Below are 24,962 nucleotides of genomic sequence, written 5' to 3' on the forward strand. Positions count from 1 at the left end.
TCTCATTGCAGCCGCCGTTCGCGCAGCGCCATGACAGCACCCAGAACGACCAGCCCGTACAGAATTGCCCTTGTGGCATAGGGAAGCGTGGTGCCGGCCAGCAGCATCTGCAATGCCGTGAGCAACAACACGCCGCCGAGCATGCCGAGATAATGACCGCGTCCACCGGTGATCAGCGCGCCGCCAACCACGACAACCGCGATCGACGGCAAAAGATAGTCGTCGCCCATGCCCAGGCTCGCCTGGCCCGAAAAACCGGTGAGCATGATACCGACGATCGCCGCGCAGACGGCCGAAAGCATGTAGACCAGGATCAGCGTGCGTCCGACCGCGATGCCCGACAGCTGGGCCGCGCGCAGGCTGTTGCCGATGCCGTAGACGCGGCGGCCGAAAGCGGTGCGGCCGAGCAGCAGCACGGCAAAGACGACAAACGCGATCATGAACAGCACCACCGGCGTCAAGGCGAATAGCTTGCCTGTCATGAACCAACGCAGCATCGGCGAGGAAAAGCCGGCCGGAGTGCCCTGCGAATAAAGGAGGGCGAAGCCCTGCAGAATGCCGTTGGTGGCCAGCGTCATCACGATCGGCGAGATGCCGAGGAAGACGATGCCAATGCCGTTCGCCAGTCCTATCAGGCAGGCGATGACCAGGACCGTCGGCAGCGCATAGGCAAGTGCCGCATCCGACCCGTTGACCATGCCGGCAAGGAGGATGCCCGAAAGGCCGATCGTCCACGGCACCGACAGGTCGAGCCCGCCGGTGAGGACCACGCTGCCCTGCCCCAGTGCGAGGATGGCGAGGAAGCTCGACAGCACGAACATGGAATTCCAGTAGGTGACGTTGAAGACGGCGCGTCCGAGCCAGATCTGGGTGACGATCACGACAATGGCCAGGCAGACATAGGCCGGCGCCGCATAGCGCAGCGTCTCGGCATTGCGGACGTGGAAGGGCGGTCGCGGCACCGGCTGGTGGCCGGCATTGTCCCGCGCGATCTTCAGCCGCCGGTCGACGCGATCGATCTGCGACGGCAGCATTCCGGCGCGCCACGCGGCCAGCCGCGCCCGCGTGGCGCGGAACTGGCGCGCCAGGACGGAGCCATGCGACAACGAACCGGCAAGCACCGCAAGGATCAGGATCGTGCCCTCGGCAATGGTCGAATAATAGGCCGACACGTTGAGCACGAGCAGGATGTTGACGACCATCATCAGGATGTATGCGCCGAACACCGTGCCGACCGGCCCGCCCTGCCCGCCGCCCAGCCTCGTGCCGCCGACGACGACCGCCGCGAACATCGACAACAGCAGCGGATTGCCGACGAGCGGATCGCCGCTGCCGGTCTGGGCGCTGATGAAGACGCCCGCGAGCCCGTAGCAGCCGCCGGCAATGACATAGACGAAGAAGCGGACGAGAACGACACGCACACCGACGGAGGCGGCAGCATCGGGATCGCTGCCGACCGCATAGAGAGCCGTCCCAAAACGCGTCCCCTTCAGCCAAAACCAGGCGAGCAGGACGACGCCGATCACCACCAGCGGCATCGGCAGCCAGCCGTCGATTGCATCGCCGAGATAGAAGGCGCCGAGATCGGGCGAGACGAAGCCGCCCGGCTTGTCCATGACCAGCAACGTGACGCCTTGCAGGATGAACATCGTCGACAGCGTGACGACGATGGGCTGCATGCGCAGGACGGCGATGAAAAAGCCGTTGAAGGCGCCGACCAGCATGCCGACGCCAATTCCCACCAGCGTCCACAGGGCAACGCTCGAACCGGTCGCCATCGGATCCATGCTCGTCGCCAGGACGACGTTGACCAGCGAGATCACCGCGCCGGCGGACAGGTCGAAGCCGCCGGACAGGATGACCAGCGTCTGGCCAATTGCCGCCAGCGCCGAGGTAGCACCGCCGCTCGAGAGGAACGAAATGTCGAAATAGGTGAGCCGCCCGGCGCTGACCAGATCGACGACGAGCAAAAGCGCTGCGAAGACGATCGCGGCGATGATCGCGCCCCTGTGCCGCGACAGGAGCCGCGACAAGGTTCCGGCTGGCGCGGCGGCGGGGGAACTGATCGCGCTCATTCAGCCGCCTCTCGAACCGCATCGCCATGGCCCAGCGCCGGCCTCATGATCGCACTTTCGGAAATATCCTTACCCGCAAGCTCCGCCACCAGCCGGCCGTCGTAGAGGACGAGCACCCGGTCGCACTGGTGGACGAGTTCGGGAATTTCGGTCGAATGCAGAAGGATCGAGCCGCCGGCCGCCACATAGTCGCGCATCATCACATAGAGCTCGTGCTTGGTGCCGACGTCGATGCCGCGGGTAGGATCGAAGAGCAGCAGGATGCGGCTTTCGGCGACCAGCCATTTCGCGATGGCGATCTTCTGCTGGTTGCCGCCCGAAAACGCCCCTGCCCTCGTCCACATGGCGCGGCGGTCGACCTCGACGGTCGAGAAGGCGGATTGTACGGCGCGTGCTTCCTCGCCCTCCCGGATCAGGCCAAACCGCGTGAAGCGCCCAACGACTGGAAGCGATGCGTTCTGCCGGCCAGGGAGCTTCAGGAACAGGCCCTCGGTCTTGCGGTCCTCCGGCACCAGCCCGATCGCCATATTGGGCTTGAGCGCGTCGGCCGGCGAGCCGAGCCACACCTTGTGGCCGTCGACCACGACATGGCCGCGTTCGATCTCGGCCATGCCGAAGCAAGCGAAGAACAGGTCAAGCTGTCCCATGCCCTGAAGTCCGGCAATGCCGAGGATCTCACCCCTGCGCAGGTCGAAGCTGACGCCGTCGAGCTTTCTGCCGGCCTTGAGATCGCGCACGCCGAGCACCGGCGGACCGAAGACGGCCTCGCTTTCGGGTTTCGGCGGAAAGGTCTGGGAGATGCTGCGGCCGATGATCTTTTCGATCACCTCACCATCCGAGACATCGGCGACCGGCGCGGTGACGATATGACGGCCGTTTCTGAGGATGGTCAGCGTGTCGCAGAAGGCCCGCACCTCGCGCATGCGATGGGTAATGAACACGACCGTCGTACCGGCCGCCTTCAGCCGCGCGATGATGCCGCCCAGCCATTCGACGTCGCCGCCCGACAAGGTCGAAGTCGGTTCGTCGAGCAGGAGGATGCGCGGCTTGCGGTAAACGGCGCGCGCGATCTCGATCTTCTGCCGTACGGCAAGATCGAGCGTCGCCACCTCGGCGTCGAGATCGACCGAGAGCCCAAGATCCAGAATGTGCTTGCGAACCGCCTTGCGCGCGGCCGACTGCCTGATCAGGCCGATCGGGCCGACAGGCGCGTAGGGCAGCAGCATATTGTCGAGAACGCTCAGATCGCGGACCAGGGTCATTTCCTGGAAGGCTGTCTGTATACCCTTGGCATGCGCGGCGCGCGGCGAGCCGAGCGGCGCCGGTTGGCCAAGGACGGTGATTTGCCCCTCGTCGGGCCGCACCAGCCCCGAGAGCAGCTTGACCAGCGTGGACTTGCCGGCGCCGTTCTCACCGAGCAGGGCGTGCACGCTGCCCGATGCGATCTCGAAAGAAACGCCGTCAAGGGCGACCGTTGCGCCGAACGCCTTGCGGACTCCCTCTATGCCGACAGCAGTCGAATGCGCTGAAGCGTTCATAATTCCCGATTCCCGACCGCCCTTTGGTGAAGGCGGCGCATGGGGCAATTGAAATGCCCCACGCGCCGCTTCGGAGAGCTTACTCCTCGGGCTGGCCGACAAGCGCGGCGGCAAGGCCGATCTCTGGCGTCTGGTCGGAGAAGATCGAGGCGAACCAGCCGGGATTGGAGACCAGCGACGGCTTGAAGGCGTTGCAGCCGGCCTTCATCTCCGCCCAGGTGCCCTCGTCGCAGAGCTTGATCGTCTCGTTGGAGACGACCGGCAGCGGCAGGATCGTCTTCTTGGGCACATCCTTGCCTTCAAGAGCCTCGACGGCAAGCTTGAGGGCAAGTGCACCGGAATAGGGCGGCGACGCGTAGGAAATGCGCGGCGCGCCGAGTGGTGCATAGGGAGACGCCGCACCCTCGACCTCGGTGCCTTCCGGCAGCATCTGGATGCGGCCGCCATTGGCGCCCTCGCCGGCACAGGGCAGGAGTTCGCTGGTCTTCTTGCCGGCTTCCAACTGCATCGAATTGGCGGTGAAGCAGCCGACCTGCATCCATAGCCCATCGATGTCGTCCCAGCTGCGCGTCGCCAGGATCTTCGAGAGCTCGGTACGAGCCACCGCCTGGCTCCACATGCCCACCGCCTCGCCGACGATCTTGATGTCGGGGTATTTGGCCAAGACTTCCTTGGCCGCCTTGGTGCGCAAATCGTCGACCGAAGTGCCGGGAACGCCGGTCACCGCGATGATGTTGCCTTTGCCGTCGAGTTTCTTGACCAGCCATTCGGCCGTCACCCGTCCTGCCTCCTCCTGGTCGATATGGACGTTGTAGGCGCAAGGCTCGGTGATCTCGGCATCATAGGCGAACACCTTGACGCCTTTGGCGCAGGCATTCTTGACCACCTGGTTGAGCGCAGTCGGCGAGATCGGAAATATCACGATCGCCTCGGCGCCGGCCTGCACCATCGCGTTGACCTGCTGGATCTGGCGCTGCGCATTCGGCCCCGCGACCTGAACCTGAAGATCGACCTTGTCGGCCATGCTCTTGTGCGAGGCCATGGCCTTGACCATGTTCGCGGCCTCGGCCTGCCAGTCGTTGCCGATGAAGCTCATACTCAGAAAGATCTTATGCTTTTCGGCCGCATCGGCGGCGGACACCCCACAAGCGCAAACAGCCATGCCAGCCAGCAGCGCGAGCCGCCGGGCTTTCGATCCGATACCCATTCGAAACTCCTCCCAATTCAGACGACCGAATGCCTCCCAGGGACCACCAAACGCAGCCCTTGTCATTCGATGCGGTCGACCGTATCATGATTTGATCAAAGATCAATGATAGAATGGATTATATCAAAACCGGGATGCGCCGACGCTTGACGTGGCAATCCGAACCTTGCATGCCGGAGGCAGCAGCGGCGTCGGCCCGTGCAGGAAGGTAATGCGGATGGCTGGGGCAGCGTTCAGGAGGCCAGGTGTCGAGATCACTCCCCTGTCCAGGGATACCCTGCAGGAGAGGGTCTATAGCCATCTCACCGAACTGATCCTCGACGGCAGCATCGTGCCGGGCGAGATGGTGACCGTGCAGAGCCTTGCCGACGCTTTCGGCGTCAGCCCAATGCCGGTCAGGGAGGCGCTGCGACGGCTGACGGCCGCCAACGCGCTGATGGTGGTCTCGGGCCGCTCGATCGGCATCCCGGCACTAAGCCGCGCGCGCCTCATCGATCTCAGGAATGTCAGGTTCGAGATCGAGGCGATCGCGGCGGCATGGGCGGCGGAACGCATGGACGACAAAAGCATGGCGCAGCTCGGCCGGCATCTGGATGCGCTCGAACAGGCCAATGCCGCCGGCGACGTCAAATCCTACCTGCGCGCCAACTACGCCTTTCATTTCTCGATCTACCGGGCGGCGGGCTCCGAGAACATTCTCAACATCATCGAGAACCTGTGGCTGCAGATCAGCCCGTATTTCAACATGCTGCACGATTCCGGGAATTACTCGACCGCCAACGAGCATCATCAGCAGATGTTTGCGGCCTTGCGCGACCGGGATGCGGATGCGGTTCGCGCCGCGGTCCGCGCCGACATCGATGCGGCCTTCATGGTGCTGGTCGAGCTGCTGAAGTAGCGACGAAAGCACTGCCCGCTGGTGCTCAAGCCAAATCGCTTACTTCAGCTATCGCTAAGGGTCTGTTGCGCAATTCGCCAAGCCTGCTCCACATGCCGCCGGGCCGCGGCTTCGGCGTCATCGCCGTTGTGCGACTTGATCGCGTTCATGATGTCGGTCATTTCGGCAATCGCGGCGTCGCGACGATTCACCGAAGCGATGGTCATGGAACGCAGTTGGTTGATGCGCACGTTCAGACCCTGGACGATCTCCCAGGCGATACGCTTGTCGGCAGCATCGAAAAGCACTTCATAGAACTTTGTCGTCGCCCGCATCACCTCGATCGGATCGGCTGAGGCCCACGCCGTGAGCAGAACATCAAATGCGCGCTCAAGCGCGGCGATCTGGTCCGCCGTCGCTGTCAGCGCGCAGGCGCGCGCCGCAATGCCCTCCATCAGAGCGCGCAGTTCATAAATCTCGTCGGTGCGACTGAGATCTGGGCGGGCCACGGCGGGTCCGTGGCCCGGTATCATCTGGACCAGGCCCTCGGTTTCCAACTGCCGCAGAACTTCGCGCACCACCGAGCGACTGACGCCGAGCTGGTCGCAAAGCGGCCGTTCGACCAACCTTTCGCCGGGTTGGAAGTGAAACCCCATGATCGCGTCGCGCATGCGCTCCAGAGCCAGTGTCCTGAGCGTCTTGGTGGATCGTTCGATCCTGAGTGTGTCGTCGGCCAATTCGTCTACTCCCACCATCCGCAAAGAAACAGATTCGACGATCCGTTGACAAGGTATTTGGTCTTCAATAGTATGGTATACCATAAGACGACCGAGGCGAAAGTTAACTTTTCCGGGTGCCTCCCGATCGACCAGTGAGGATTTGATGAAGCCGGCCATCCGAAAGATCGTCACCTATGTCGAGAACACGCTGATCGAGGGCGGCAAGGCGGCCCCACGGCCGCTGCGCCTGATCGGCGTGGCGGCGGTGCTCGACAATCCCTGGGCCGGGCGCGGTTTCACCGAGGACCTTTCTCCAAAGATTCGCGCCTATGCGCCGGTCTTGGGGGAAGTGCTGACCCGTGAAATCCTCGCAGCCGCGGGATCTGGCGAAGCGATCGAAGGCTACGGCAAGGCCGCAATCTGCGGCACGTCGGGCGAGATCGAGCATGCCTCGGCACTCATCCACACGCTGCATTTCGGCAACCACTATCGGCGTGCCGTCGGTGCCAAGACCTATCTTGCCTTCACCAATCTGCGCGGCGGACCCAATACGCCGATCATGATCCCGCTCATGGACAAGAACGATGAAGGCCGACGTTCGCACTACCTGACGGTGCATTTCCAGATCGGAGACGCGCCGGCGCCGGACGAGCTGGTGGTGGCGCTTGGCGCCTCGATCGGCGGGCGACCGCATCATCGCATCGGCGACCGCTACCAGGATCTCAAGGAGGTCGGCGATCTGCATGGTTGAGCCGACGGCTCCTGGCTGGCATCGCCGAACGGCGCCTGACGGCACCGGCTTCATCCGTGCCGGATCCGGCGCGCCGGTTCTCCTCATTCACGGCGTCGGCATGAACGCGGCGATCTGGGCACCCCAGATCGAGCTGATGAAGGGCAGATGGGATGTGATCGCGATCGACATGCTGGGACATGGCCCGTCCCCGCTCCCGCCAGCGGACGCAAGCCTTGCCGACTATGCAGGACAGGCAATCCGGCTTCTCGACTATCTTGGCCTGGATGCCGTCTCGATCGTTGGCCATTCAATGGGGGCGCTGGTCGGGCAGGAAATCGCTCTCAGTGCGCCCCAAAGGGTCCGCCGCATCGTGTCGCTCAACGCGGTCTTTCGCCGCCCGGCCGACCTTGCGCAGGCGGTACGCGAGCGCGCCGCCGAATTAAATGGCGCGAAAAGCACGTCAGGAACAGACGCGACGATCGCGCGCTGGTTCGGCAATCCGGTCCCCGACGCCCTGGCCGAGGCCGCAAGGACGACGCGCGCGGCACTGCAAAGCGTCAGCTCGAAAGGCTATGCGCGCACATATCGACTTTTCGCTCACGCGGATGCCGCACATGGCGATCTTCTTTCCGGTCTCGCGATGCCGGCCCTGTTCATGACCGGCTCCGAGGACAGGAATTCGTCACCTGCGATGTCGGCGGCGATGGCACGCCTCGCGCCGCTGGGTCGCTGCGTCGTTCTGGAGGGCGAACGACACATGATGGCCATAGCCTCGCCCGATACGATCACACGGCGCATCGTTGATTTTCTAGAGAGCAACGACGGCGCAAGCCCATCGGAGCGACCGGCGATGGATACAACGTTCGACGCGGGCGAATTCAGGCGGGCGCTCGGTTCCTTCCTGACCGGTGTTACCATCGTCACCGCGATCGGCCCGGAAGGGGAGCCTCGGGGGTTCACTGCCAATTCGTTTACATCCGTTTCGCTCGACCCACCGCTTGTCCTCGTCTGCATCGCCAAGAAAGCGCTAGGTCATCCCGTGTTTTCGACCTCGAAGTGCTTTGCCATCAACGTGCTCTCGGAGGAACAGAGAGCCGCGTCCGGCGTCTTTGCTTCGAAATCGCGGGACAAGTTCTCGGCTGTCGAATGGCGTTTCGGCCCGACCGGCAGTCCGTTGCTCGGCGGGTCGGTGGCGACATTTGACTGTGACATGGAGCAGTTGGTCGATGCCGGCGACCATTCGATCCTCATCGGCCGCGTTCGCGAATTCTCTCACAATTCATCACAGCCCCTCGGCTATTGTCGTGGCGCCTATGTCTCGCCTGGTCTGAGCCAGGAAGCGCTGGCGGCCGCGCCGCCTGACATGGAGGTCGGCGCAATCCTCGAAGATGAAGGCCGCGTTCTGTTCTTCAAAACCGTTGATGGCTTTTTCGAATTGCCAGCGGGCCGAGGACTCGGGACGCCCGGCGACACGCGAAGCCTCAAGGGACGCCTCGCCTCGAAAGCGATCGAGGCTCATCTCGGATTTCTGTTTGCGGTCTGGGACGATGCAGCAAACCCGTCCCGAGCGCATGTCTACTACCGCGGCACGGTAGACGCGCCCCACTCCAGCGATGGCCAAGTCCGGCTCGTCGACATCGACAGGATTGCCGGACTGAACATCGCCGACGCTGCCGTGCGCTCGATGCTCGCCCGCTACGTTCGCGAATGTCGGGAAGATGCGTTTGGAGTCTATGTCGGCAACGAGGTCGAGGGTGAAGTCCGTCCGCTCGCCGAGCCGGCATCCATGAAAACTTCCAATCCGGGTGAACAGATATGAAGTTCTCGCTCTTCGTCCATATGGAACGCTCGGACCCGGCAAAGCAGCATGCCGAGCTTATCGACGAGCTTGAGGAACTGGTCCTGATGGCCGAGGCGGCAGGCTTCGAGACAGCCTGGATCGGCGAACACCATGGCATGGAGTTCACCATCTCGCCGAACCCGTTCATCAACATCGCCTATCTCGGTGCCAGGACAAAACGCATCCGGCTCGGCACGGGAACGGTCATCGCGCCGTTCTGGCATCCGATCAAGCTCGCCGGCGAAGCAGCCATGGCCGACCTCGTCACGGGCGGGCGGCTCGACATCGGCATCGCGCGCGGCGCCTACAGCTACGAATATCAACGCCTGTTCCCAGGACTTGACGCCTGGGGCGCGGGCCAGCGCATGCGCGAGATCATCCCCGCCATCAAGGGGCTATGGGAAGGCGACTTCGAGATGTCCGGGGAATTCTGGTCGTTTCCCTCCACCACCTCGTCGCCCAAGCCGCTGCAAAAGCCGCACCCGCCGATCTGGGTGGCGGCGCGCGATCCGAACTCGCACGACTTCGCCGTGTCCAACGGCTGCAACGTCCAGGTCACGCCGCTCGCCTCCGGCGACGGTGAAGTAACCAGCCTGATGGAGCGCTTCAACGCTGCGTGCGCGGCGCATCCGGACATGGCCCGCCCCGATATCATGCTGCTGATGCACACATTCGTTGCCGAGGACGCCGCCGATACGGAGCGGCTGACGAAGGACCTGTCGCTGTTCTACTGCCAGTTCGGCGCGTGGTTCCAGAACAAGAAGCCTGTCCGCCAAGGCATACTGGAGGCGCTCGACGACGATGAGATCGCGGCCATGCCGCAATACGCGCCGGACAAGATCCGACAGAACCTGGTTATCGGCGAAGCCGAAGAGGTGATCACCCGGCTGAAGGCATACGAGGCGCTCGGCTACGACCAATATTCGATCTGGATCGACAGCGGCCTGCCACACGAACGCAAGAAGAAGTCCCTGCAGCTGTTCGTCGACAAGGTGATGCCGGCATTCCGGCACGGGAGGCCGCAATGACCCTTGTGGCCTTCAGGAACTTCATAGACGGGGCGTTCGACCCGCCGATGGCCACGTTCGAAAGCATCGATCCGTCCACCGGAGCGCCCTGGGCGACGATGCCGGCCGCGACGGAAGCCGATGTCGATCGCGCCGTCGAAGCGGCGCACCGGACGCTGCGCTCCGCCGCCTGGGCCTCACTGACGGCAACGGCGCGCGGCAAGCTGCTGGTGCGCCTCGGCGATCTGGTCGTCGCCAATGCCGGCCGCCTGGCCGAACTGGAGACGCGCGACACCGGCAAGATCATCCGCGAGACCCGCGCCCAGATCGCCTATGTCGGCGACTACTACCGTTACTATGGCGGGCTTGCCGACAAGCATGAAGGCTCGCATGTGCCTATCGACAAGGCCGATATGGACGTCACCATCCGGCGCGAGCCGATCGGCGTCGTCGCCGCCGTCGTGCCGTGGAATTCGCAACTCTTCCTGTCGGCCGTCAAGCTCGGCCCGGCGCTGGCGGCCGGCTGCACGGTCGTGCTGAAAGCCTCGGAGGACGGCCCCGCGCCGCTGCTGGCCTTCGCGGAGCTCGTTCACGAGGCCGGATTTCCCGCCGGAAGCGTCAGCATACTGACCGGGTTCGGGCATGATTGCGGCCGACGCCTGACAAGTCATCCACTGGTCTCACGCGTCGCCTTCACCGGCGGACCCTCGACCGCTCGCGCGGTCGTCCGCAACACGGCGGAAAATCTCGCCTACACGACGCTGGAACTGGGCGGGAAAAGCCCGGTTGCCGTTTTCGCCGACGCAGACCTGGACAGTGCGGCAAACGCGGTCGTGGCCGGGATTTTCGCCGCGTCTGGACAAAGCTGCGTCGCGGGCTCCCGGCTGCTCGTCGAGCGTTCGGCAAAGGCCGATTTCCTGGACAGGCTCAGGCGCAAGGCCGACGCCATCAGGATAGGCGATCCGCAGGATCCGGCCACCGAAATGGGACCGCTGGCAACGCTACGCCAGCGGGAATGGATTGAGAAGATCATTGCCGAGAGCCTCGCCAATGGCGGCACGCTGGTCACCGGCGGAAAAAGGCCCGACGATCATCCGCGCGGCTTCTACTACGCACCAACCATCATCGATGCCGAGGACACGGGACTGCGCTGTGTGCGGGAGGAATTGTTCGGTCCGGTGCTCAGCGTGCTTGCCTTCGACACGGAAGCTGAAGCACTGGCGCTTGCCAACGATACGCCGTTCGGCCTGGCCTCGGGCGTGTTCACCACCAATCTCGCCAAGGCGCACCGCATGGCGCGCGACATCCATGCAGGCGTAGTCTGGGTCAACACATACCGCGCCGTTTCGCCGCTTGTGCCGTTCGGCGGCTATGGTCAGTCGGGGCTCGGCCGTGAGGGCGGGGCCGACGCCATCCGCGATTACACGCGCTCGAAATCCGTCTGGATACGAACATCCGACGAGCCGATCCCGGATCCGTTCGTCATGCGATGAGGCCGGCGCCGCGGTCGCGCAATTTCATAACAACAAGAAACCAAGCAACCAACAGAGGAGAATGACATGAAACTGATTTTGACCGGCCTCCTGGCCGGGCTCCTGGCAGCCACTGCCGCGCACGCCGATGAAATGGTGTTCACCAGCTGGGGCGGAACCACCCAGGAAGCGCAGACCAAATCCTGGGCTGCTCCGTTCGAAGCGAGCTCCGGCATCAAGGTGCTGCAGGACGGCCCAACGGACTACGGCAAGCTGAAGGCCATGGTGGAAGGCGGCAGCGTCGCCTGGGATGTCGTCGATGTCGAAATGGATTTCGCCATCAAGGCGGCCAAGGATGGCCTGCTGGAGCCGATCGATTTCAACGTTGTGCCGAAAGCCGATCTCGATCCTCGTTTCACCACCGGCCATGCGGTTGGCAGCTTCTACTACTCCTTCGTTCTTGCCTGGAACAAAGGGGCCGTGCCGGGCGAACCGACGGGCTGGGCCGACATGTTCGACCTGACGAAATTTCCCGGCAAACGCACGTTCTATAAATGGTCGGCGCCGGGCGTCATCGAGATCGCACTGCTGGCCGACGGCGTGCCGGCGGACAAACTCTATCCGCTCGACCTCGACCGAGCCTTCAAGAAACTCGACACAATCAATCCGCAAATCGTCTGGTGGGACAGCGGCGCGCAGTCGCAACAACTGATCGCTTCCGGTGAAGCGGCCTTCGGCCAGCTCTGGAACGGACGCGTCTTCGCCCTCGAGCAGGACGGCGCCGATGTCGGCGTATCCTGGAATCAGAACATGACCGCCGCCGACGTACTCGTCATCCCCAAAGGTTCGAAGAACAAGGCGAGCGCCATGAAATTCCTGGCCACCGCGACAAGCCCGAAAAGCCAGGCAATGTTTGCCGAAGCAAGCGGCTACGCACCCATCAATACCGCAGCCAAGGCCGAAATGCCGGCCGATATCGTCAAGTCGCTGCCAGACGCCTATGTCGACGGGCAGATCGACCTCGACATGAGATACTGGGCTGAAAACCGCGACGCGATCGCGGAGCGCTGGTACGCCTGGCAGGCCAAATAGCCGACCTCACCCATGAACCGGCGGGACGCCCCAAGGCATCCCGCCTGATCTGACGGGATCATCGCCATGTCGGGCAATTTGCTTCATCGACCGCCAATCCTCCGAGGGCCAGATGGCATCGGCGGCGCCTTGCCGGCGCTGATCCTTATCATCCTGTTCTTCGTGGTGCCGGTCGTTGCGTTGCTGCTGCGCAGCGTAACCGAACCCGTACCGGGCCTGCAGAACTACGCCACGCTGTTCGGCGACGGTACCTATGCGCGGGTCTTCTTCAACACCTTTCTGGTCGCCACCGTCGTCACCGCCGTCACCGTCATCGTGGCGTTTCCAGTCGCCTGGATGCTGGCGATCATGCCGCCCGCCCTCGGTTCGATTGTCTTCGGCATCATCATCCTGTCGATGTGGACCAATCTGCTCACCCGCACCTATGCCTGGATGGTGCTGCTTCAACGCACCGGCGTCATCAACCGGACACTGATGGATATCGGCCTTATCAGCGAGCCGCTGCCGCTGATCAACAACCTGACCGGCGTCACCATCGGCATGGTCTACATCATGCTGCCCTTCATGATACTTCCGCTGGTCGGAACCCTGCGCGCCATTGATCCGATGACGCTGCGTGCCGCCGCTCTGTGCGGTGCGAGCCCCTTCGATGCCTTCCGCCGCGTCCTGCTGCCATTGTCGCTCCCGGGAATCGCTGCAGGCGGCCTGATGGTGTTCGTCATGTCGCTCGGCTATTTCGTGACGCCCACGCTGCTCGGCGGCACCTCCAACATGATGCTCGCCGGAATGATCGCCCAGATGATCCAGTCCCTGCTCAACTGGGGGCTCGGAAGCGCAGCGGCCTTCATCCTGCTCTTAGTCACCATGGCGCTCTACGCGCTGCAACTGCGCCTCGTCGGCGCCAAGCGCATGACAGGAGGCGTCTGAGATGCTGCTTGACTACGACCGGCTGGGCTGGCTGCGCGCAGCACTTCTGGGTTTCACCGGCCTGGTTGCGGCGTTTCTGTTGCTGCCGGTGATCTTCATCGTGCTTCTGTCGTTCGGATCGTCGCGATGGCTGGCCTTTCCGCCGCCCGGCTGGACGCTGAAATGGTATGAGGAACTCTTCGCCGATCCGGCCTGGCTCGAAGCGGTGCTGACCAGCGCGCGCATTGCCACCATGGCTGCGATTCTTGCCGTCGCCGTCGGGCTCCTGGCTTCCTTCGCCCTGGTCAGGGGACAGTTTCGCGGGCGCAACACGCTTCGCGGCCTTCTGCTGACGCCAATGGTGCTGCCGGTCGTCGTCTTCGCCATCGCCCTTTATGCATTCTTCCTGCGGATCGGGCTCGGCGGCACCACGGCAGGCTTCGTCATCGCCCACACAGTCCTGGCACTCCCCTTCGCCATCATTCCCATCACCGCGGCACTCGAAGGCTTCGACAAATCCGTCGAGGACGCGGCGATCGTCTGCGGCGCGAGCCCATTCGAGGCAAAACTCCGGGTCACCTTGCCGGCGATCAAAATCGGGATCTTCTCGGCGGCGATCTTTGCCTTTCTCGCCTCATGGGACGAGGTGGTAGTCGCGATCTTCATGGCCAGCCCCACCTTGCAGACCTTGCCGGTCAAGATCTGGGGCAGCCTGCGCCAGGATCTGAGCCCGGTCATCGCTGCGGCCTCCAGCCTTCTCGTTCTTCTGACGCTGAGCCTGATGATCGTGACCGCACTCATTCGGCGGAAATTGTCCAAATGACTGAACCCTTCCTCTCCATTCGCGACCTGCGCAAGACGTTCGGCAGCTTCGTCGCCGTGCACGATGTCACGATCGATATACCCAAGGGCGAGTTCCTGACCTTTCTCGGCCCTTCTGGCTCTGGCAAGTCGACGACGCTCTACGCGATCGCCGGCTTTCAGCATCCGACATCCGGCAACGTTCTTCTCGAAGGGAGGTCGCTGCTGTCGGTGCCGTCGCACAAGCGCAATATCGGCATGGTGTTCCAGCGCTACACGCTGTTCCAGCATCTCACCGTCGCCGAGAACGTTGCCTTTCCATTGCGCGTGCGACGTCGACCGGACGCCGAGGTGAAGCGAAAAGTCGCCGAGATGCTCTCGCTGGTGCGACTCGAGAGTTTCGGCGGCCGATATCCCGGCGCGCTTTCCGGCGGACAGCAGCAGCGCGTGGCGCTTGCCCGGGCGCTTGCTTACGATCCGCCGATCCTATTGATGGACGAGCCGCTTTCGGCGCTGGACAAGAAGCTGCGCGAGGAAATCCAGGCCGAGATACGGCGCATCCACCGCGAAACCGGCGTGACAATCCTTTACGTCACCCACGATCAGGACGAGGCCCTGCATCTTTCGGATCGCATCGCGCTGTTTCGGGACGGGCGCATCGAGCAGATCGGCACCGGCGAGGACCTCTATCTGAGACCTGCGAGCGAATTCGTGGCCAGCTTCATCGGAAATTCCAATTTCCTGCCGGCCGAGCATCTTGAAACCGTCAACGGCTCCGCCACGATCCGCCTGGCAGATGGCTCAGTTGTCTCGGGTGTCAGGATCGATCAGGATTTTGGCCATGGCCAGAAGACCAGGCTGATGGTGCGGCCGGAAGCGTTTCGGCTGAGACCCGGCCCGGCCACCGCCGGGCTTGCGGTCGAGTTCATCGACACCGCCTTCTTCGGCGAGCGGCGGCGCGTCGTCGCGCGAACGGCCACCGGCCAGGAGATCGACGTCAGGCCGACATCCGACATGCCAGAAGCACATGAAGGCATCGCCTCGAGCAGACAGCAGATTTTTTTCGATCCCGCCGCCGCATTTCTGTTTCCAGCCTGACAGACGACAGTTTGACTTCAGCGCGGCGGATCTCGGCGCAACGTTCAGTCCCGCGTCCCTTCGGTTTCCGCCATCAGCCACTTCTCGAAGGTCTGCATCGATGCGCTCGGCGCGATGTCTTGCGGCTTCGCGAACCAGTAGCCGTAGTCGCTGCGGTAGCCGAAACTGCTCGGGTTGGCGAGCCGCCCGGCTGCCAGATCGTCGAGCATCAAGCCGCGCGGGATCAACGCCATGCCCTGTCCGGCGAGCGCGGCGCGAATCACCATGGTGTAGTAGCCGAAGCGCGTGGTATGCCGCGCTTCCAGCCCGGCTTCGCCACGACTCTCGGCAAAGTGTCGCCAATGCAGCGGGGTCTGGGGATGCTCCAGCATCACGCCGTTGGCCATATCCGCAATCGTCTCAGGCCGACCGGCTTTTTCCCAGTAGGATGGCGCGCTCACCAAGAGCACCTCGCGCCCGAAAAGATAATGCGTCTCCTCCCCTTGCTCAGGCTCCGAAAGGAAACGGAATATGCCGTCGGGAACCTCCGACTGGGTGGGCGACACGAAAGTGGTGAACTGCACCTCGATCTCGGGATGCTTTTCGGTGAACTGCACGAAGCGCGGCAGTAGCCAGCGATCGCCGAAGATGGGTGGCACCTGAAGACGCAGCACGCGGGGTCCAGGTTTCAGGCGCGCGACGCGCAGCGCAGCGTCCTCCATCGCCTTCAACGCCGTCCGCGCCTGTTCGATATAGATCGAGCCGACCTCGGTCGGTATCATGCCGCGCGGTGTGCGGATGAAGGCCGGACTGCCGATCAGGTCCTCCAATGCCAGCAATTGCTTGCTTACGGCGCTCTGCGACAGGGAAGTGCCGTCGGCGGCGGCGCTGGTCGATCCTCTCTCGGCCACCGCCAGCAGCACCTGTAGGGCGGTTATCGAAGGCAAGCGCTGCCGACCGGACGCCACGCAATTCTCCGCTTCATCCCCGTTGACCATGTCACGCATCCGTCATGGCCGCGTTTTTCGCATGAATGCCAATAAACCCTACGGGATATTCGAGCTAGTCGTTCTTGTCATAGCGAAGTGAAATAACTTCATTTGCACAACAAAGGGGCACATGGGAACCTTGCCGAAAGTATAAACAAACAGGGGAATACGAATGCCTGAACCCACTCAGCTCTGGGGTGGACGCTTCAAGTCCGGACCGTCGGAAGCCTTGGCCAATCTGTCGCGCGCTCCGGTGTCCTATTTCCGCCTGTACCGGGAGGATATTGCCGGCTCGCGCGCCCATGCCTCCGAGTTGAAGCGTGCCGGCGTGCTGGATGAAGGCGAGTTCTCCGCCATGCGTGCCGCTCTCGACGCTATCGAGGCGGACGTCGGCAGCGGCCATGAGGAGCCTATCGCCGGCGACGAGGACGTTCATACCTTCCTGGAGCGTCTGCTGATGGCGCGCCTGGGCGCCGTTGGCGGGAAGCTGCGGGCGGGGCGTTCCCGTAACGACCAGACCGCAAACAACACACGCCTCTATCTTCGCCGGATGGCCCGCGAACTCTCGCGGGCCATTATTTCCGTCGAGGAAGCCCTGATGGACCAAGCCTCGCGTCACACCGAAACCGTCATGCCAGGTTTTACCCATCTCCAGCCGGCACAACCGATCGTGCTTGGCCACCACCTGATGGCGCATGCCCAGTCGCTGTTGCGCGATCTGCAGCGGCTTCAGGATTGGGACCGTCGTTTCGATCGCTCACCGCTCGGCGCTGCCGCGCTCGCCGGTTCCGGCATTGCCTGCCGGCCGGACCAATCCGCCATCGAGCTCGGCTATTCCGCTGCCTGCGAGAACTCCATTGACGCCGTCTCGGCCCGCGACCACGTGGCCGAGTTTCTTTTCATCTGCTCACTCGTCGCGGTGGACCTGTCGCGGTTGGCGGAAGAGATCTGCATCTGGAGCTCCAAGCAATTCAGCTGGATTCGGCTGCACGATTCATACTCCACCGGCTCGTCCATCATGCCGCAGAAGAAGAACCCGGATGTCGCCGAGCTGACGCGGGGCATGTCCGGGACGTTGATCGGCAACGTCGCAGGGTTCCTCGCCACGATGAAGGCCATGCCGCTTGCCTACAATCGCGACCTGGCCGAAGACAAGCGCAGCCTGTTCGAGACGATCGACATCCTCGATCTGGTTCTTCCGGCCTTTTCCGGCATGGTTGCTACGCTCGAGTTCGACGTCGAGAAACTGCGTGAGGAGGCTCCAAAAGGCTTCACGCTGGCAACCGAGGTCGCCGACTGGCTGGTCGGGCAGAACGTGCCCTTCGCGGAGGCGCATGAGATAACCGGCGCGGTTGTCCGCTACTGCGAGGAGCGCGGCCATGATCTCGCCGGCCTGACGGAGGATGATCTGCCGAAGATCGACTCGCGTCTGAACGCAGGCATGCTTGCCGCTATCGCGCTCGACAAGGCTCTCGCCAGCAGGACTGGCTACGGCGCCACCGCGCCGCTCCGTGTCCGCGAACAGATCGCGCGTTTCGAGACGGCGATAAGGGCCTGCCGCGCCTTCGCCGAGGCGCCCGTGAAAGCACACACCGCCGCACACCAGAGGAACGACGATCAGGAGCTGCGAAGCCGATGACAGCCGCAACCATCAGCCCCACCCGCACAGACGACAAATACGAGATCGCCCATCTGAAACTGGTGCAGAAGCGCCTTATCGGCCGAACGGTCGCCGCAGCCATCGTCCTCCTCCTGCTGGCCGGCCTGGTCCGTGCTTTCAGCGTCGGCCAGATCGAATGGAGCTACGTACGCGATTTCCTGTTCGCGCCGGCCATTCTCGAGGGCCTCGTCAACACGCTTCTGATGACCGTGGCAGCCATGACTCTCGGTATTGTGCTCGGCGTCGTCATCGCCATCATGCGCATTTCCGGTAATCCCGTGCTGTCTTCGATTGCCATCGGCTATGTCTGGGTGTTTCGCGGGGCACCGGCTCTGCTGCAACTGATGCTATGGTTCAATCTGGCACTGATATTTCCGACCATGGGAATCCCTGGCCTCTTCGAGTTCAGGACAGTGGATATCATGACGCCTTTCGTTGCCGCCATGCTCGGCCTCGGCATCTCACAGGGAGCGTATACCTCGGAAGTCGTGCGAAGCGGTCTTCTCGCGGTAGACAGCGGTCAGTACGAAGCAGCGCGGACCATCGGCATGACACAGATGAAGATGCTGCGCCGCATCGTCCTGCCACAGGCCATGCGTGTCATGGTTCCTCCGATCGGGAACGAAGTGATCGGCATGGTAAAGCTGACATCGCTGGCAAGCGTCATCCAATATTCCGAAATACTGCACAACGCCCAGATAATCTACTTCGCCAACACCCGCGTTCTTGAACTGCTGCTGGTGGCAAGCTTCTGGTACCTCGCCGTGGTTTCCGTCCTGTCGGTCGGCCAGCACTACATCGAACGCTATTTCGGACGCGGTTCGAAATCTATCCGCGCATCGATGTGAGGTCGTCATGAACAAGGACACCCTCATAAAAGCCGTCGACGTTGTAAAGAATTACGGAGACTTCCGCGCCCTCGACAAGGTCAGCATGGACGTTGCTCGCGGCGAAGTGAGCTGCGTCATCGGTCCGTCCGGCTCCGGAAAGAGCACGCTCCTGCGCTGCATCAACCTGCTTGAGCGCTTGGATGGAGGCGCCATCTGGGTAGACGACGAACTGATGGGCTATCGGCGGGAAGGCAACAATCTGCACGAGATCAGCGACGCGGAAATATCCCGTCAGCGTCGACGCATCGGCATGGTCTTCCAGCGGTTCAACCTGTTCCCGCATAAAACCGCGATCGAGAATATTACCGAAGGCCCGGTGCATGTGCTGGGCGAACCGGCCAAGGAGGCACGCGAGCGAGCCCACGCCTTGCTAGAACGCGTCGGTCTCACGGAAAAGGCAAATCATTACCCGTCTGAACTTTCGGGCGGCCAGCAGCAGCGCGTCGCCATCGCCCGCGCCATGGGCATGCAGCCGGATGTCATTCTCTTCGACGAGCCCACATCGGCGCTCGATCCGGAACTCGTCTCGGAAGTCCTCGACGTCATGAAAGATCTGGCAGCGTCCGGAATGACCATGATCGTCGTCACTCACGAATTGGGTTTCGCACGCAATGTGGCCAATACCGTCACGTTCATGGAGACCGGAAAAGTGGTTGAAACAGGCTTGGCATCGGAGGTTCTCAGTGCCCCGAAAAGTGCCAGAACGGAAGAATTCATCAGGGCCGTTCACAGCTGAGAAAAACTGGCGGGTTTGAAAAATCTTCCAGTACCAAACCAGGATCAGAAATGGGGAACCACATGAACAAATATCTCGCAATGGTCGCCGTTACATGCCTTGCCGCCACCTCGGTCAATGCCGAAGGACTGCCGGAACGAATCAAGTCAGCCGGCAAGGTGATCGTCGCCAACCAGCCGAACTACCCTCCGATGGAATACAAGGATCCGGCGACCAACGAACTGATGGGCGTCGACATCGATCTCGGCCTTGCTCTCGCAAAGCAGCTCGGCACCACGGTCGAGTGGGCCGACATCGGCTTCGAGCAGATGATCTCCTCGCTGACCACCGGCCGCGTCGACCTCATCCACAGCGGCATGAGCGACCTGCCGAAGCGCCGCGATACGCTCGACTTCGTCGACTACATGAAGTCCGGCGCCCAGTTCTACACGACCTTTGCCCGCAAGGATGAGCTCAAGACGCTGACCGACTTCTGCGGCAAGACCGTCGGCATGAGCCGCCGCACCTCCTTCCCGGATGAAACGGCGAAGTGGAGCGCCGCGAATTGCGAAGCTGCCGGCCTGCCGGCCATCAAGGTCGTCGGCACGGAAGGTTCGGCCGATGCCCGCGCGCAGTTGAAGCAGGGCCGCGTGGATGCAGCGGTGCAGGGCTCCGAAACGCTCCCCTACCTACTGAACCTCGAAAAAGACACCTATGCTGTTGTCGGCGAACCCTTCACCGCTGTCTACCAAGGCATCGGCTTCGCCAAGAAGGACACCGAACTGCGCGACGCCTATGCAGCCGCCCTCAAGGCATTGATAGACAGTGGAGAATACAAGGCGATCTTCGCCAAGCATGGCCTCGAAGGCACCCTACTCGAAGGAATCTACATTAACGGCAATGCCGTCAAGTAGCGCGAACACATCCTGGCCCCGACCCGATCGGCCGGGGCCAGGCACCCATGACTACTGGCCGCGCGCTAACGCCGCAGACGAAACACGGGATGCCGACCCAGTTCCTGTACCCAGAGAAGACAACCATGCCCCGCGTTCTCGACGACGCCCCTGTCGACAGGCTGGCATCTTTCGTTTCGACCCTTCGCTTCGAATTGCTTCCGGCCGAAATCATCGAAAAGACGAAAATACACATTGCCGACACGCTCGGCGCCGCTCTGGCCGGCACCCGCTCGAACGAGTTCCGAATAGCGCGACAGGTGATCCGGTCGGAGGGCAATGCCCGTATCTGGGGCACCGCCGAGCACGCCGGCGCGCGCGATGCCGCGCTGGTCAACGGCGTTGCCGCCCACGCCTTCGAACTGGACGATTCAGGCGGCTGTGACCACTCGGGTGCCGTCGTGATACCTGCCGTACTCGCCGCCCTGGCGGAATCGCCGCACGCAATATCCGGCAAGGAACTGATCGCGGCGGTCGTCGCCGGATACGACGTCGGACGGCGCGTCCTTGAGGCGACCGGTGGCTACGACAGCCACAATAGTCTCGGCTGGCACTCGACAGGCACATGCGGCACGCTCGCCGCCGCCGCGGCCGTTGCCAATCTTCGCGGCCTTGATGCGCTCGCCACGCGACACGCCATCACACTCGCTACCAGTTTCTCGTCCGGCCTTTGGGCCTTCATTCATGACGGATCGCAGGCCAAGAAGATCCATGCCGGCCGTGCGGCTGAAGGCGGCCTGCTCGCCGCCCTTTTGGCGGCGCAGGATTTTGCTGGTCCCTCGATGGTCTTCGACGACGTCTGGGGCGGCTTCTTTCGTACTTTCAACAAGGACGCCTGCCAGCCGCCGAAGCTTTGCGAGGATCTTGGCGAAATCTGGAAGATCAAACGTGCCGTGCTGAAACCTTATGCGTCCTGCCGGGGCGCTCATTCCGCGATTGACGCACTCGAGGACCTGCTTAACGAAACAGGGCGCGATCCCGCCCAAATCGATACGATCGGACTGCGCATGAGCGCCATGCTGATGGGGATGTGCGGCGCCAAGCAAAATGGCGCAATGGCGCCGACCCAGATGAGCCTTCCCTACGCGCTCGCCGCCCGCTGCGTATTCGGCACAGCCGGCCTGCAAGCCTATTGCGCCAAGCGCCGCGCCGACAGCCGCGTGCATGCACTGATGCAAAAAATGCATCTCAGTATCGATGAGACCATGTTGCCGCTGGATGAGCCGGTCGTGACTCTCGTCTTCGAGGATGGTCCAAGCGTTTCGCGTATGGTCCCGCGCGCCACGGGATCAGCGGAAAGACCCATGCAACCGACCGCGATCGAGGCAAAATTCCACGAATTGGCAACCATGAGCCTGCCGGCCGAGCAGGCGGCAAGACTGTGGTCCGCCCTTGCCGATCTTGAAAATCTCGAAGACTGCCGCACGCTGGAGGCTATGCTTGAAGGCGATGCCGGCACCCGCCCGCTGTTCCAATGAGGTGCGCCTTTTGACCCACGATCTCAGCCCACGCCCGCTCAATCCGGCTCCGAAAGCACCACCGATGACCTGGCCGAACGGTGCGAAGAGCGCTTTGTTCATCGGTTTCGACGTCGACGCCGAGACAGCCTGGATCGGCAACAATCCATCGAATGTCGATCGCATGGTAACCACGTCGCATGGTGGTTACGACGCCCGTGTCGGGATAGGCAGGATTCTCGAGTTGATGGACGAACTTTCCCTGAAGGGAACGTTCTTCACACCAGGCTGGACGGCGCTCGCCCACTTTGCCGCATGCGAGGACATCGTGAAAGCGGGCCATGAAATCGGCCATCATGGCTATCTGCATAAATTGCCGGAGCGCGAGAAGCTGGAGGAGGCATTTGAGGAAATCGACCGCGGTTTCGAGGCGCTGCAAAAGGCGCTCGGCGTAAGACCGGTCGGCTATCGGGCACCTTCGGGCGAGAATTTTCCGGAACTTCTGGCCTATCTCGCAAAATCCGGCATCCGCTATTCCAGTTCCTTCCGCGACGACATCCTGCCTTATCGGCATGCATCCCACAACGGCGTTGCCGGACCGGTTGAAATTCCGGTCAACTTCGCCTTCGATGACTGGAACTTCGGCATGTCGAGCCGTGCCAGCCCACGACCGTTGTTTGGCCGCGAAGCCATTCTGCCGCTTTGGATCGACGAATTCGAAGCGACCCACGCCTGGGGCGGCGTGACCACGCTGGTACTGCATCCGCAAGTCTCCGGGCGGCCAATGCGCTGGCACTGCCTACGCGACTTTCTGCGGCACGTGCAGAGTAAATCCGATGTCTGGATCGCGACCGGCCGGCAGATCGTTGACCACTTTGAAGCCTGTGAAGCGGCCTCCCCTTCGCCGGCGGGCCTTGCCAGCGGCGTCACGGCCGCACGGCCGGCGTCTCGATCGGCAGGCCCCGGGCCTGTTCCATGAGGTAGAGTTCCAGGTCGACGAGTTCGGGCGCGCCGAAGGCGAAGGGCTCGGCCCTGACCCCAATCATGCAGTTTCGCAGGCGCCGTTGCAGCGAGCCGACCGTCTGCCATTCAAGCCGGTAGAGCGGATAGCCGGTCGGATGTGCCTGCGGGATGACGCTGCCGCCGAGCCGCTTGCCCCAATTGCCGTCGTGGCAGGAGGCACAGGCGAGATCGAGCTGGCCGATGCGGCTCTGGAACAGACGCCGGCCGTTGTCGCGGAACGGCGCGAGCCGAGAGTCGGCTGCCGGCGTGATTGGCATGCCGCGCGACTGGTGCGCCACATAGGTCGTCAGGGCGAGCAACGCATCAGACTCAGGCGCCAGCGGCTCGGCCTGCTGCCGCCGCGTTCGGCAGGAGTTGATACGCCCGGCCAGATCGATCGGTCGTTCCGTCGCCTCGTCAAGGGCCGGGTGGCGCGCGGCAACGCCGCGCATGGTCCGGGAGGCGTCGCCATGGCAGCCGGAGCAGGCGACACCCACCCTTCCTTCCGCCTGCTGCCAGAGCTGCTCGCCCTGCAGCACCCACAGCATGCCGGGGTTGCTCATGTCGTCGGCCTGCAAAGCCTGCGTCTGCGGCGTCATGAAATCGAAGCCCGAGCGCTTCTCGCCGTCTTCGATGCCGGCAGCGACGGCCAAGCCGCAGACAAACGCCGCAATGATCCCCGCCAAGCCCCAGAGGGCGCGCATCAGCTCACCGTGATCTCGGCCGACGCGGTCTGCGTCTTCCCGGCATCGTCCGTCCAGGCGAACTCGATCGTGCCACTCGTGGTGGCGACGAGCGTGAAGGCGAAGAAGGGATTGGCCGACACTGCCGGGTGGAGATCGGCCCAAAACACCTCCTCGCCGTCATAGGTGCAAGCGAAGCGGCGGATGATGTCGCGGGGGATGTTGGAGCCGTTCGGGCCGACACGGTAGCCGGTTTCCATCGGATGCGCGATCATCGCCTTGATCTCGACGACCTCCCCCTGCTTGACCGCTTTCGGCACATTGATCATCGCACGCGTCGTCATGACAGATCCTCGATGCAGGCGGCCAGCGTGACGATCGCGCTCGCCCTGCTCGACCAGAAGCTGCCGTCGCTCATCTCCGCGACCGCGACCACCACCTGCGAGCTAGCAAGCCGAATCCGCGTCGAGACGGCGGCGCGGCCGGAGCGCGGCCCGAGATGGAAGACCGCGACATTCGCTTCCGGGTTCTTCTCGTTGAAGACCGCGATGCGCCGGACATGATCGCCCGCGCTCATCGGGCTCTCGGCGGCGACTGTGATCCCAACCGCATTGCCGTTCTCGACCAGAGGCGGCAGGTCGAGCCGGACGCGGCCGTCGAGAATGTCGGCTCCCCCGGCGAAGGCGCGGATCGCTTCGTCGAGGCTCGGACGGGCAATGGCCCAGCGCGGCAGACTGATTACCAGCAGGCCGGTCATGCCGGCCCGAAGAAGTTGCCGCCGTCCGACCAACCTTCCGTGAACTCGAAGCGGGTCTTCGTGCATGATCACCCCTTCAGCGTGGCGAGATAGGCGACGATGTCCTCGATATCGGCGCCGGTCAGGATCGGCTTGCCGCGCCAGACGGTGGCAACGCGCCGGCCTTCCTCATCCGCGATCCGGTAGTAGGAGGGCATGATCGTATTCGGCGCCAGCCACTTCATGTCGGCCACGCGCAGCCGGATCTGGCCTTCAGAAAGCCTTGCCCCGACGCCTGTCAGGTCGGGTGCCAGCGTGCCGTGCAGATGCGCATCGGGAAATGGCCCACTGTGGCAGAGCGTGCAGAGGCTGCGCTGCCGGTCCGAGATCAGCGCGGCGCCGCGCGCAGGATCACCCTTGCCGCCGACCAGAGGCCCCATGATCGCGTCGCCGGTCACGGCATAGGAACCCTCCTCGCCGGCACCGGGCGAGCCCGCAAGCAGCAATCCGGTAAGAGCGAGACAAGCCATCCT

23 protein-coding genes and 1 pseudogene are annotated in these 24,962 nt (G+C 63.1%); 15 read left to right on the forward strand and 9 right to left on the reverse strand.

The window, feature by feature from the left end:
* Window positions 1-2: 2 nt before the first annotated feature.
* From AC0NID_RS33885 to AC0NID_RS33895, 3 genes are all read right to left on the reverse strand, one after another.
* On the reverse strand, window positions 3-2,075 hold the full coding sequence (locus AC0NID_RS33885; RefSeq protein WP_473454902.1) for an ABC transporter permease subunit: 2,073 nt from the start codon (window positions 2,073-2,075) through the stop codon (window positions 3-5).
* Window positions 2,072-3,613 carry a sugar ABC transporter ATP-binding protein gene (locus tag AC0NID_RS33890; protein ID WP_473454903.1) on the reverse strand — a complete coding sequence of 514 codons (1,542 nt, stop codon included), beginning with the start codon at window positions 3,611-3,613 and terminating at the stop codon, window positions 2,072-2,074. The genes AC0NID_RS33885 and AC0NID_RS33890 overlap by 4 nt, the downstream gene beginning before the upstream one ends.
* A gap of 79 nt (window positions 3,614-3,692) precedes the next feature.
* The gene (locus tag AC0NID_RS33895) at window positions 3,693-4,820 is read right to left on the reverse strand and encodes a sugar ABC transporter substrate-binding protein (RefSeq protein ID WP_473454904.1); all 1,128 of its coding nucleotides are present in this window, start codon (window positions 4,818-4,820) and stop codon (window positions 3,693-3,695) included.
* A 217-nt stretch (window positions 4,821-5,037) separates the two neighbouring features.
* Between AC0NID_RS33895 and AC0NID_RS33900 the strand changes: the two genes are divergently transcribed.
* The gene (locus AC0NID_RS33900; protein ID WP_473454905.1) at window positions 5,038-5,718 is read left to right on the forward strand and encodes a GntR family transcriptional regulator; all 681 of its coding nucleotides are present in this window, start codon (window positions 5,038-5,040) and stop codon (window positions 5,716-5,718) included.
* A gap of 44 nt (window positions 5,719-5,762) precedes the next feature.
* On the opposite strand, the gene AC0NID_RS33905 is transcribed toward AC0NID_RS33900, so the two are convergent.
* Window positions 5,763-6,434, reverse strand: a complete 672-nt coding sequence (locus tag AC0NID_RS33905; protein WP_473455066.1) for a GntR family transcriptional regulator — start codon at window positions 6,432-6,434, stop codon at window positions 5,763-5,765.
* Window positions 6,435-6,579: 145 nt separating this feature from the next.
* Between AC0NID_RS33905 and AC0NID_RS33910 the strand changes: the two genes are divergently transcribed.
* The 8 genes from AC0NID_RS33910 (at window position 6,580) to AC0NID_RS33945 (ending at window position 15,365) form a co-directional block, all read left to right on the forward strand.
* Entirely contained in the window at window positions 6,580-7,167 is a 588-nt protein-coding gene (locus AC0NID_RS33910) for an amino acid synthesis family protein (protein WP_473454906.1), read from the forward strand.
* On the forward strand, window positions 7,160-8,968 hold the full coding sequence (locus AC0NID_RS33915) for an alpha/beta fold hydrolase (RefSeq protein ID WP_473454907.1): 1,809 nt from the start codon (window positions 7,160-7,162) through the stop codon (window positions 8,966-8,968). The genes AC0NID_RS33910 and AC0NID_RS33915 overlap by 8 nt, the downstream gene beginning before the upstream one ends.
* Window positions 8,965-10,017 (forward strand): LLM class flavin-dependent oxidoreductase, encoded by a 1,053-nt coding sequence (locus AC0NID_RS33920; protein ID WP_473454908.1) that lies wholly within the window; start codon window positions 8,965-8,967, stop codon window positions 10,015-10,017. The genes AC0NID_RS33915 and AC0NID_RS33920 overlap by 4 nt, the downstream gene beginning before the upstream one ends.
* Window positions 10,014-11,489: an aldehyde dehydrogenase gene (locus AC0NID_RS33925; RefSeq protein WP_473454909.1), complete on the forward strand. Its 1,476-nt coding sequence runs from the start codon at window positions 10,014-10,016 to the stop codon at window positions 11,487-11,489. The genes AC0NID_RS33920 and AC0NID_RS33925 overlap by 4 nt, the downstream gene beginning before the upstream one ends.
* Before the next feature lie 66 nt (window positions 11,490-11,555).
* Entirely contained in the window at window positions 11,556-12,560 is a 1,005-nt protein-coding gene (locus AC0NID_RS33930) for an ABC transporter substrate-binding protein (protein WP_473454910.1), read from the forward strand.
* A 66-nt stretch (window positions 12,561-12,626) separates the two neighbouring features.
* On the forward strand, window positions 12,627-13,487 hold the full coding sequence (locus AC0NID_RS33935; protein ID WP_473454911.1) for an ABC transporter permease: 861 nt from the start codon (window positions 12,627-12,629) through the stop codon (window positions 13,485-13,487).
* A gap of 1 nt (window position 13,488) precedes the next feature.
* Window positions 13,489-14,289 (forward strand): ABC transporter permease, encoded by an 801-nt coding sequence (locus AC0NID_RS33940; RefSeq protein WP_473454912.1) that lies wholly within the window; start codon window positions 13,489-13,491, stop codon window positions 14,287-14,289.
* Complete coding sequence (locus tag AC0NID_RS33945) at window positions 14,286-15,365, forward strand: ABC transporter ATP-binding protein (protein ID WP_473454913.1); 1,080 nt, start codon at window positions 14,286-14,288, stop codon at window positions 15,363-15,365. The genes AC0NID_RS33940 and AC0NID_RS33945 overlap by 4 nt, the downstream gene beginning before the upstream one ends.
* A gap of 44 nt (window positions 15,366-15,409) precedes the next feature.
* Here the strand turns inward: AC0NID_RS33945 and AC0NID_RS33950 are convergent, their stop codons facing one another.
* Entirely contained in the window at window positions 15,410-16,312 is a 903-nt protein-coding gene (locus AC0NID_RS33950; RefSeq protein ID WP_473455067.1) for a LysR substrate-binding domain-containing protein, read from the reverse strand.
* 193 nt (window positions 16,313-16,505) lie between these two features.
* Here AC0NID_RS33950 and argH point away from each other — a divergent pair, with 193 nt between their 5' ends.
* The 6 genes and pseudogenes from argH to AC0NID_RS33980 form a co-directional block, all read left to right on the forward strand.
* Window positions 16,506-17,972 (forward strand): argininosuccinate lyase, encoded by a 1,467-nt coding sequence (gene argH / locus AC0NID_RS33955; protein ID WP_473454914.1) that lies wholly within the window; start codon window positions 16,506-16,508, stop codon window positions 17,970-17,972.
* Entirely contained in the window at window positions 17,969-18,841 is an 873-nt protein-coding gene (locus tag AC0NID_RS33960; protein WP_473454915.1) for an amino acid ABC transporter permease, read from the forward strand. The genes argH and AC0NID_RS33960 overlap by 4 nt, the downstream gene beginning before the upstream one ends.
* Before the next feature lie 7 nt (window positions 18,842-18,848).
* Window positions 18,849-19,619 carry an amino acid ABC transporter ATP-binding protein gene (locus AC0NID_RS33965; protein WP_473454916.1) on the forward strand — a complete coding sequence of 257 codons (771 nt, stop codon included), beginning with the start codon at window positions 18,849-18,851 and terminating at the stop codon, window positions 19,617-19,619.
* 50 nt (window positions 19,620-19,669) lie between these two features.
* Window positions 19,670-20,512 carry an ABC transporter substrate-binding protein gene (locus AC0NID_RS33970; RefSeq protein WP_473454917.1) on the forward strand — a complete coding sequence of 281 codons (843 nt, stop codon included), beginning with the start codon at window positions 19,670-19,672 and terminating at the stop codon, window positions 20,510-20,512.
* 125 nt (window positions 20,513-20,637) lie between these two features.
* Entirely contained in the window at window positions 20,638-22,029 is a 1,392-nt protein-coding gene (locus tag AC0NID_RS33975; RefSeq protein ID WP_473454918.1) for an MmgE/PrpD family protein, read from the forward strand.
* 10 nt (window positions 22,030-22,039) lie between these two features.
* Window positions 22,040-22,897, forward strand: a pseudogene (locus AC0NID_RS33980) (polysaccharide deacetylase family protein); the annotation flags it as partial.
* 37 nt (window positions 22,898-22,934) lie between these two features.
* Here the strand turns inward: AC0NID_RS33980 and soxA are convergent.
* From soxA to soxX, 4 genes are read right to left on the reverse strand one after another with little or no spacing between them, the layout of a single operon-like run.
* Window positions 22,935-23,714: a sulfur oxidation c-type cytochrome SoxA gene (gene soxA / locus AC0NID_RS33985; protein WP_473454919.1), complete on the reverse strand. Its 780-nt coding sequence runs from the start codon at window positions 23,712-23,714 to the stop codon at window positions 22,935-22,937.
* The gene (gene soxZ, locus AC0NID_RS33990) at window positions 23,714-24,037 is read right to left on the reverse strand and encodes a thiosulfate oxidation carrier complex protein SoxZ (RefSeq protein ID WP_473454920.1); all 324 of its coding nucleotides are present in this window, start codon (window positions 24,035-24,037) and stop codon (window positions 23,714-23,716) included. Before soxZ ends, soxA begins: the two co-directional genes overlap by 1 nt.
* Window positions 24,034-24,516: a SoxY-related AACIE arm protein gene (locus AC0NID_RS33995; RefSeq protein ID WP_473454921.1), complete on the reverse strand. Its 483-nt coding sequence runs from the start codon at window positions 24,514-24,516 to the stop codon at window positions 24,034-24,036. Before AC0NID_RS33995 ends, soxZ begins: the two co-directional genes overlap by 4 nt.
* Before the next feature lie 2 nt (window positions 24,517-24,518).
* Complete coding sequence (gene soxX, locus AC0NID_RS34000; protein ID WP_473454922.1) at window positions 24,519-24,959, reverse strand: sulfur oxidation c-type cytochrome SoxX; 441 nt, start codon at window positions 24,957-24,959, stop codon at window positions 24,519-24,521.
* Between the last annotated feature and the right edge of the window lie 3 nt (window positions 24,960-24,962).

This window comes from Mesorhizobium sp. WSM4821 (assembly GCF_055901555.1).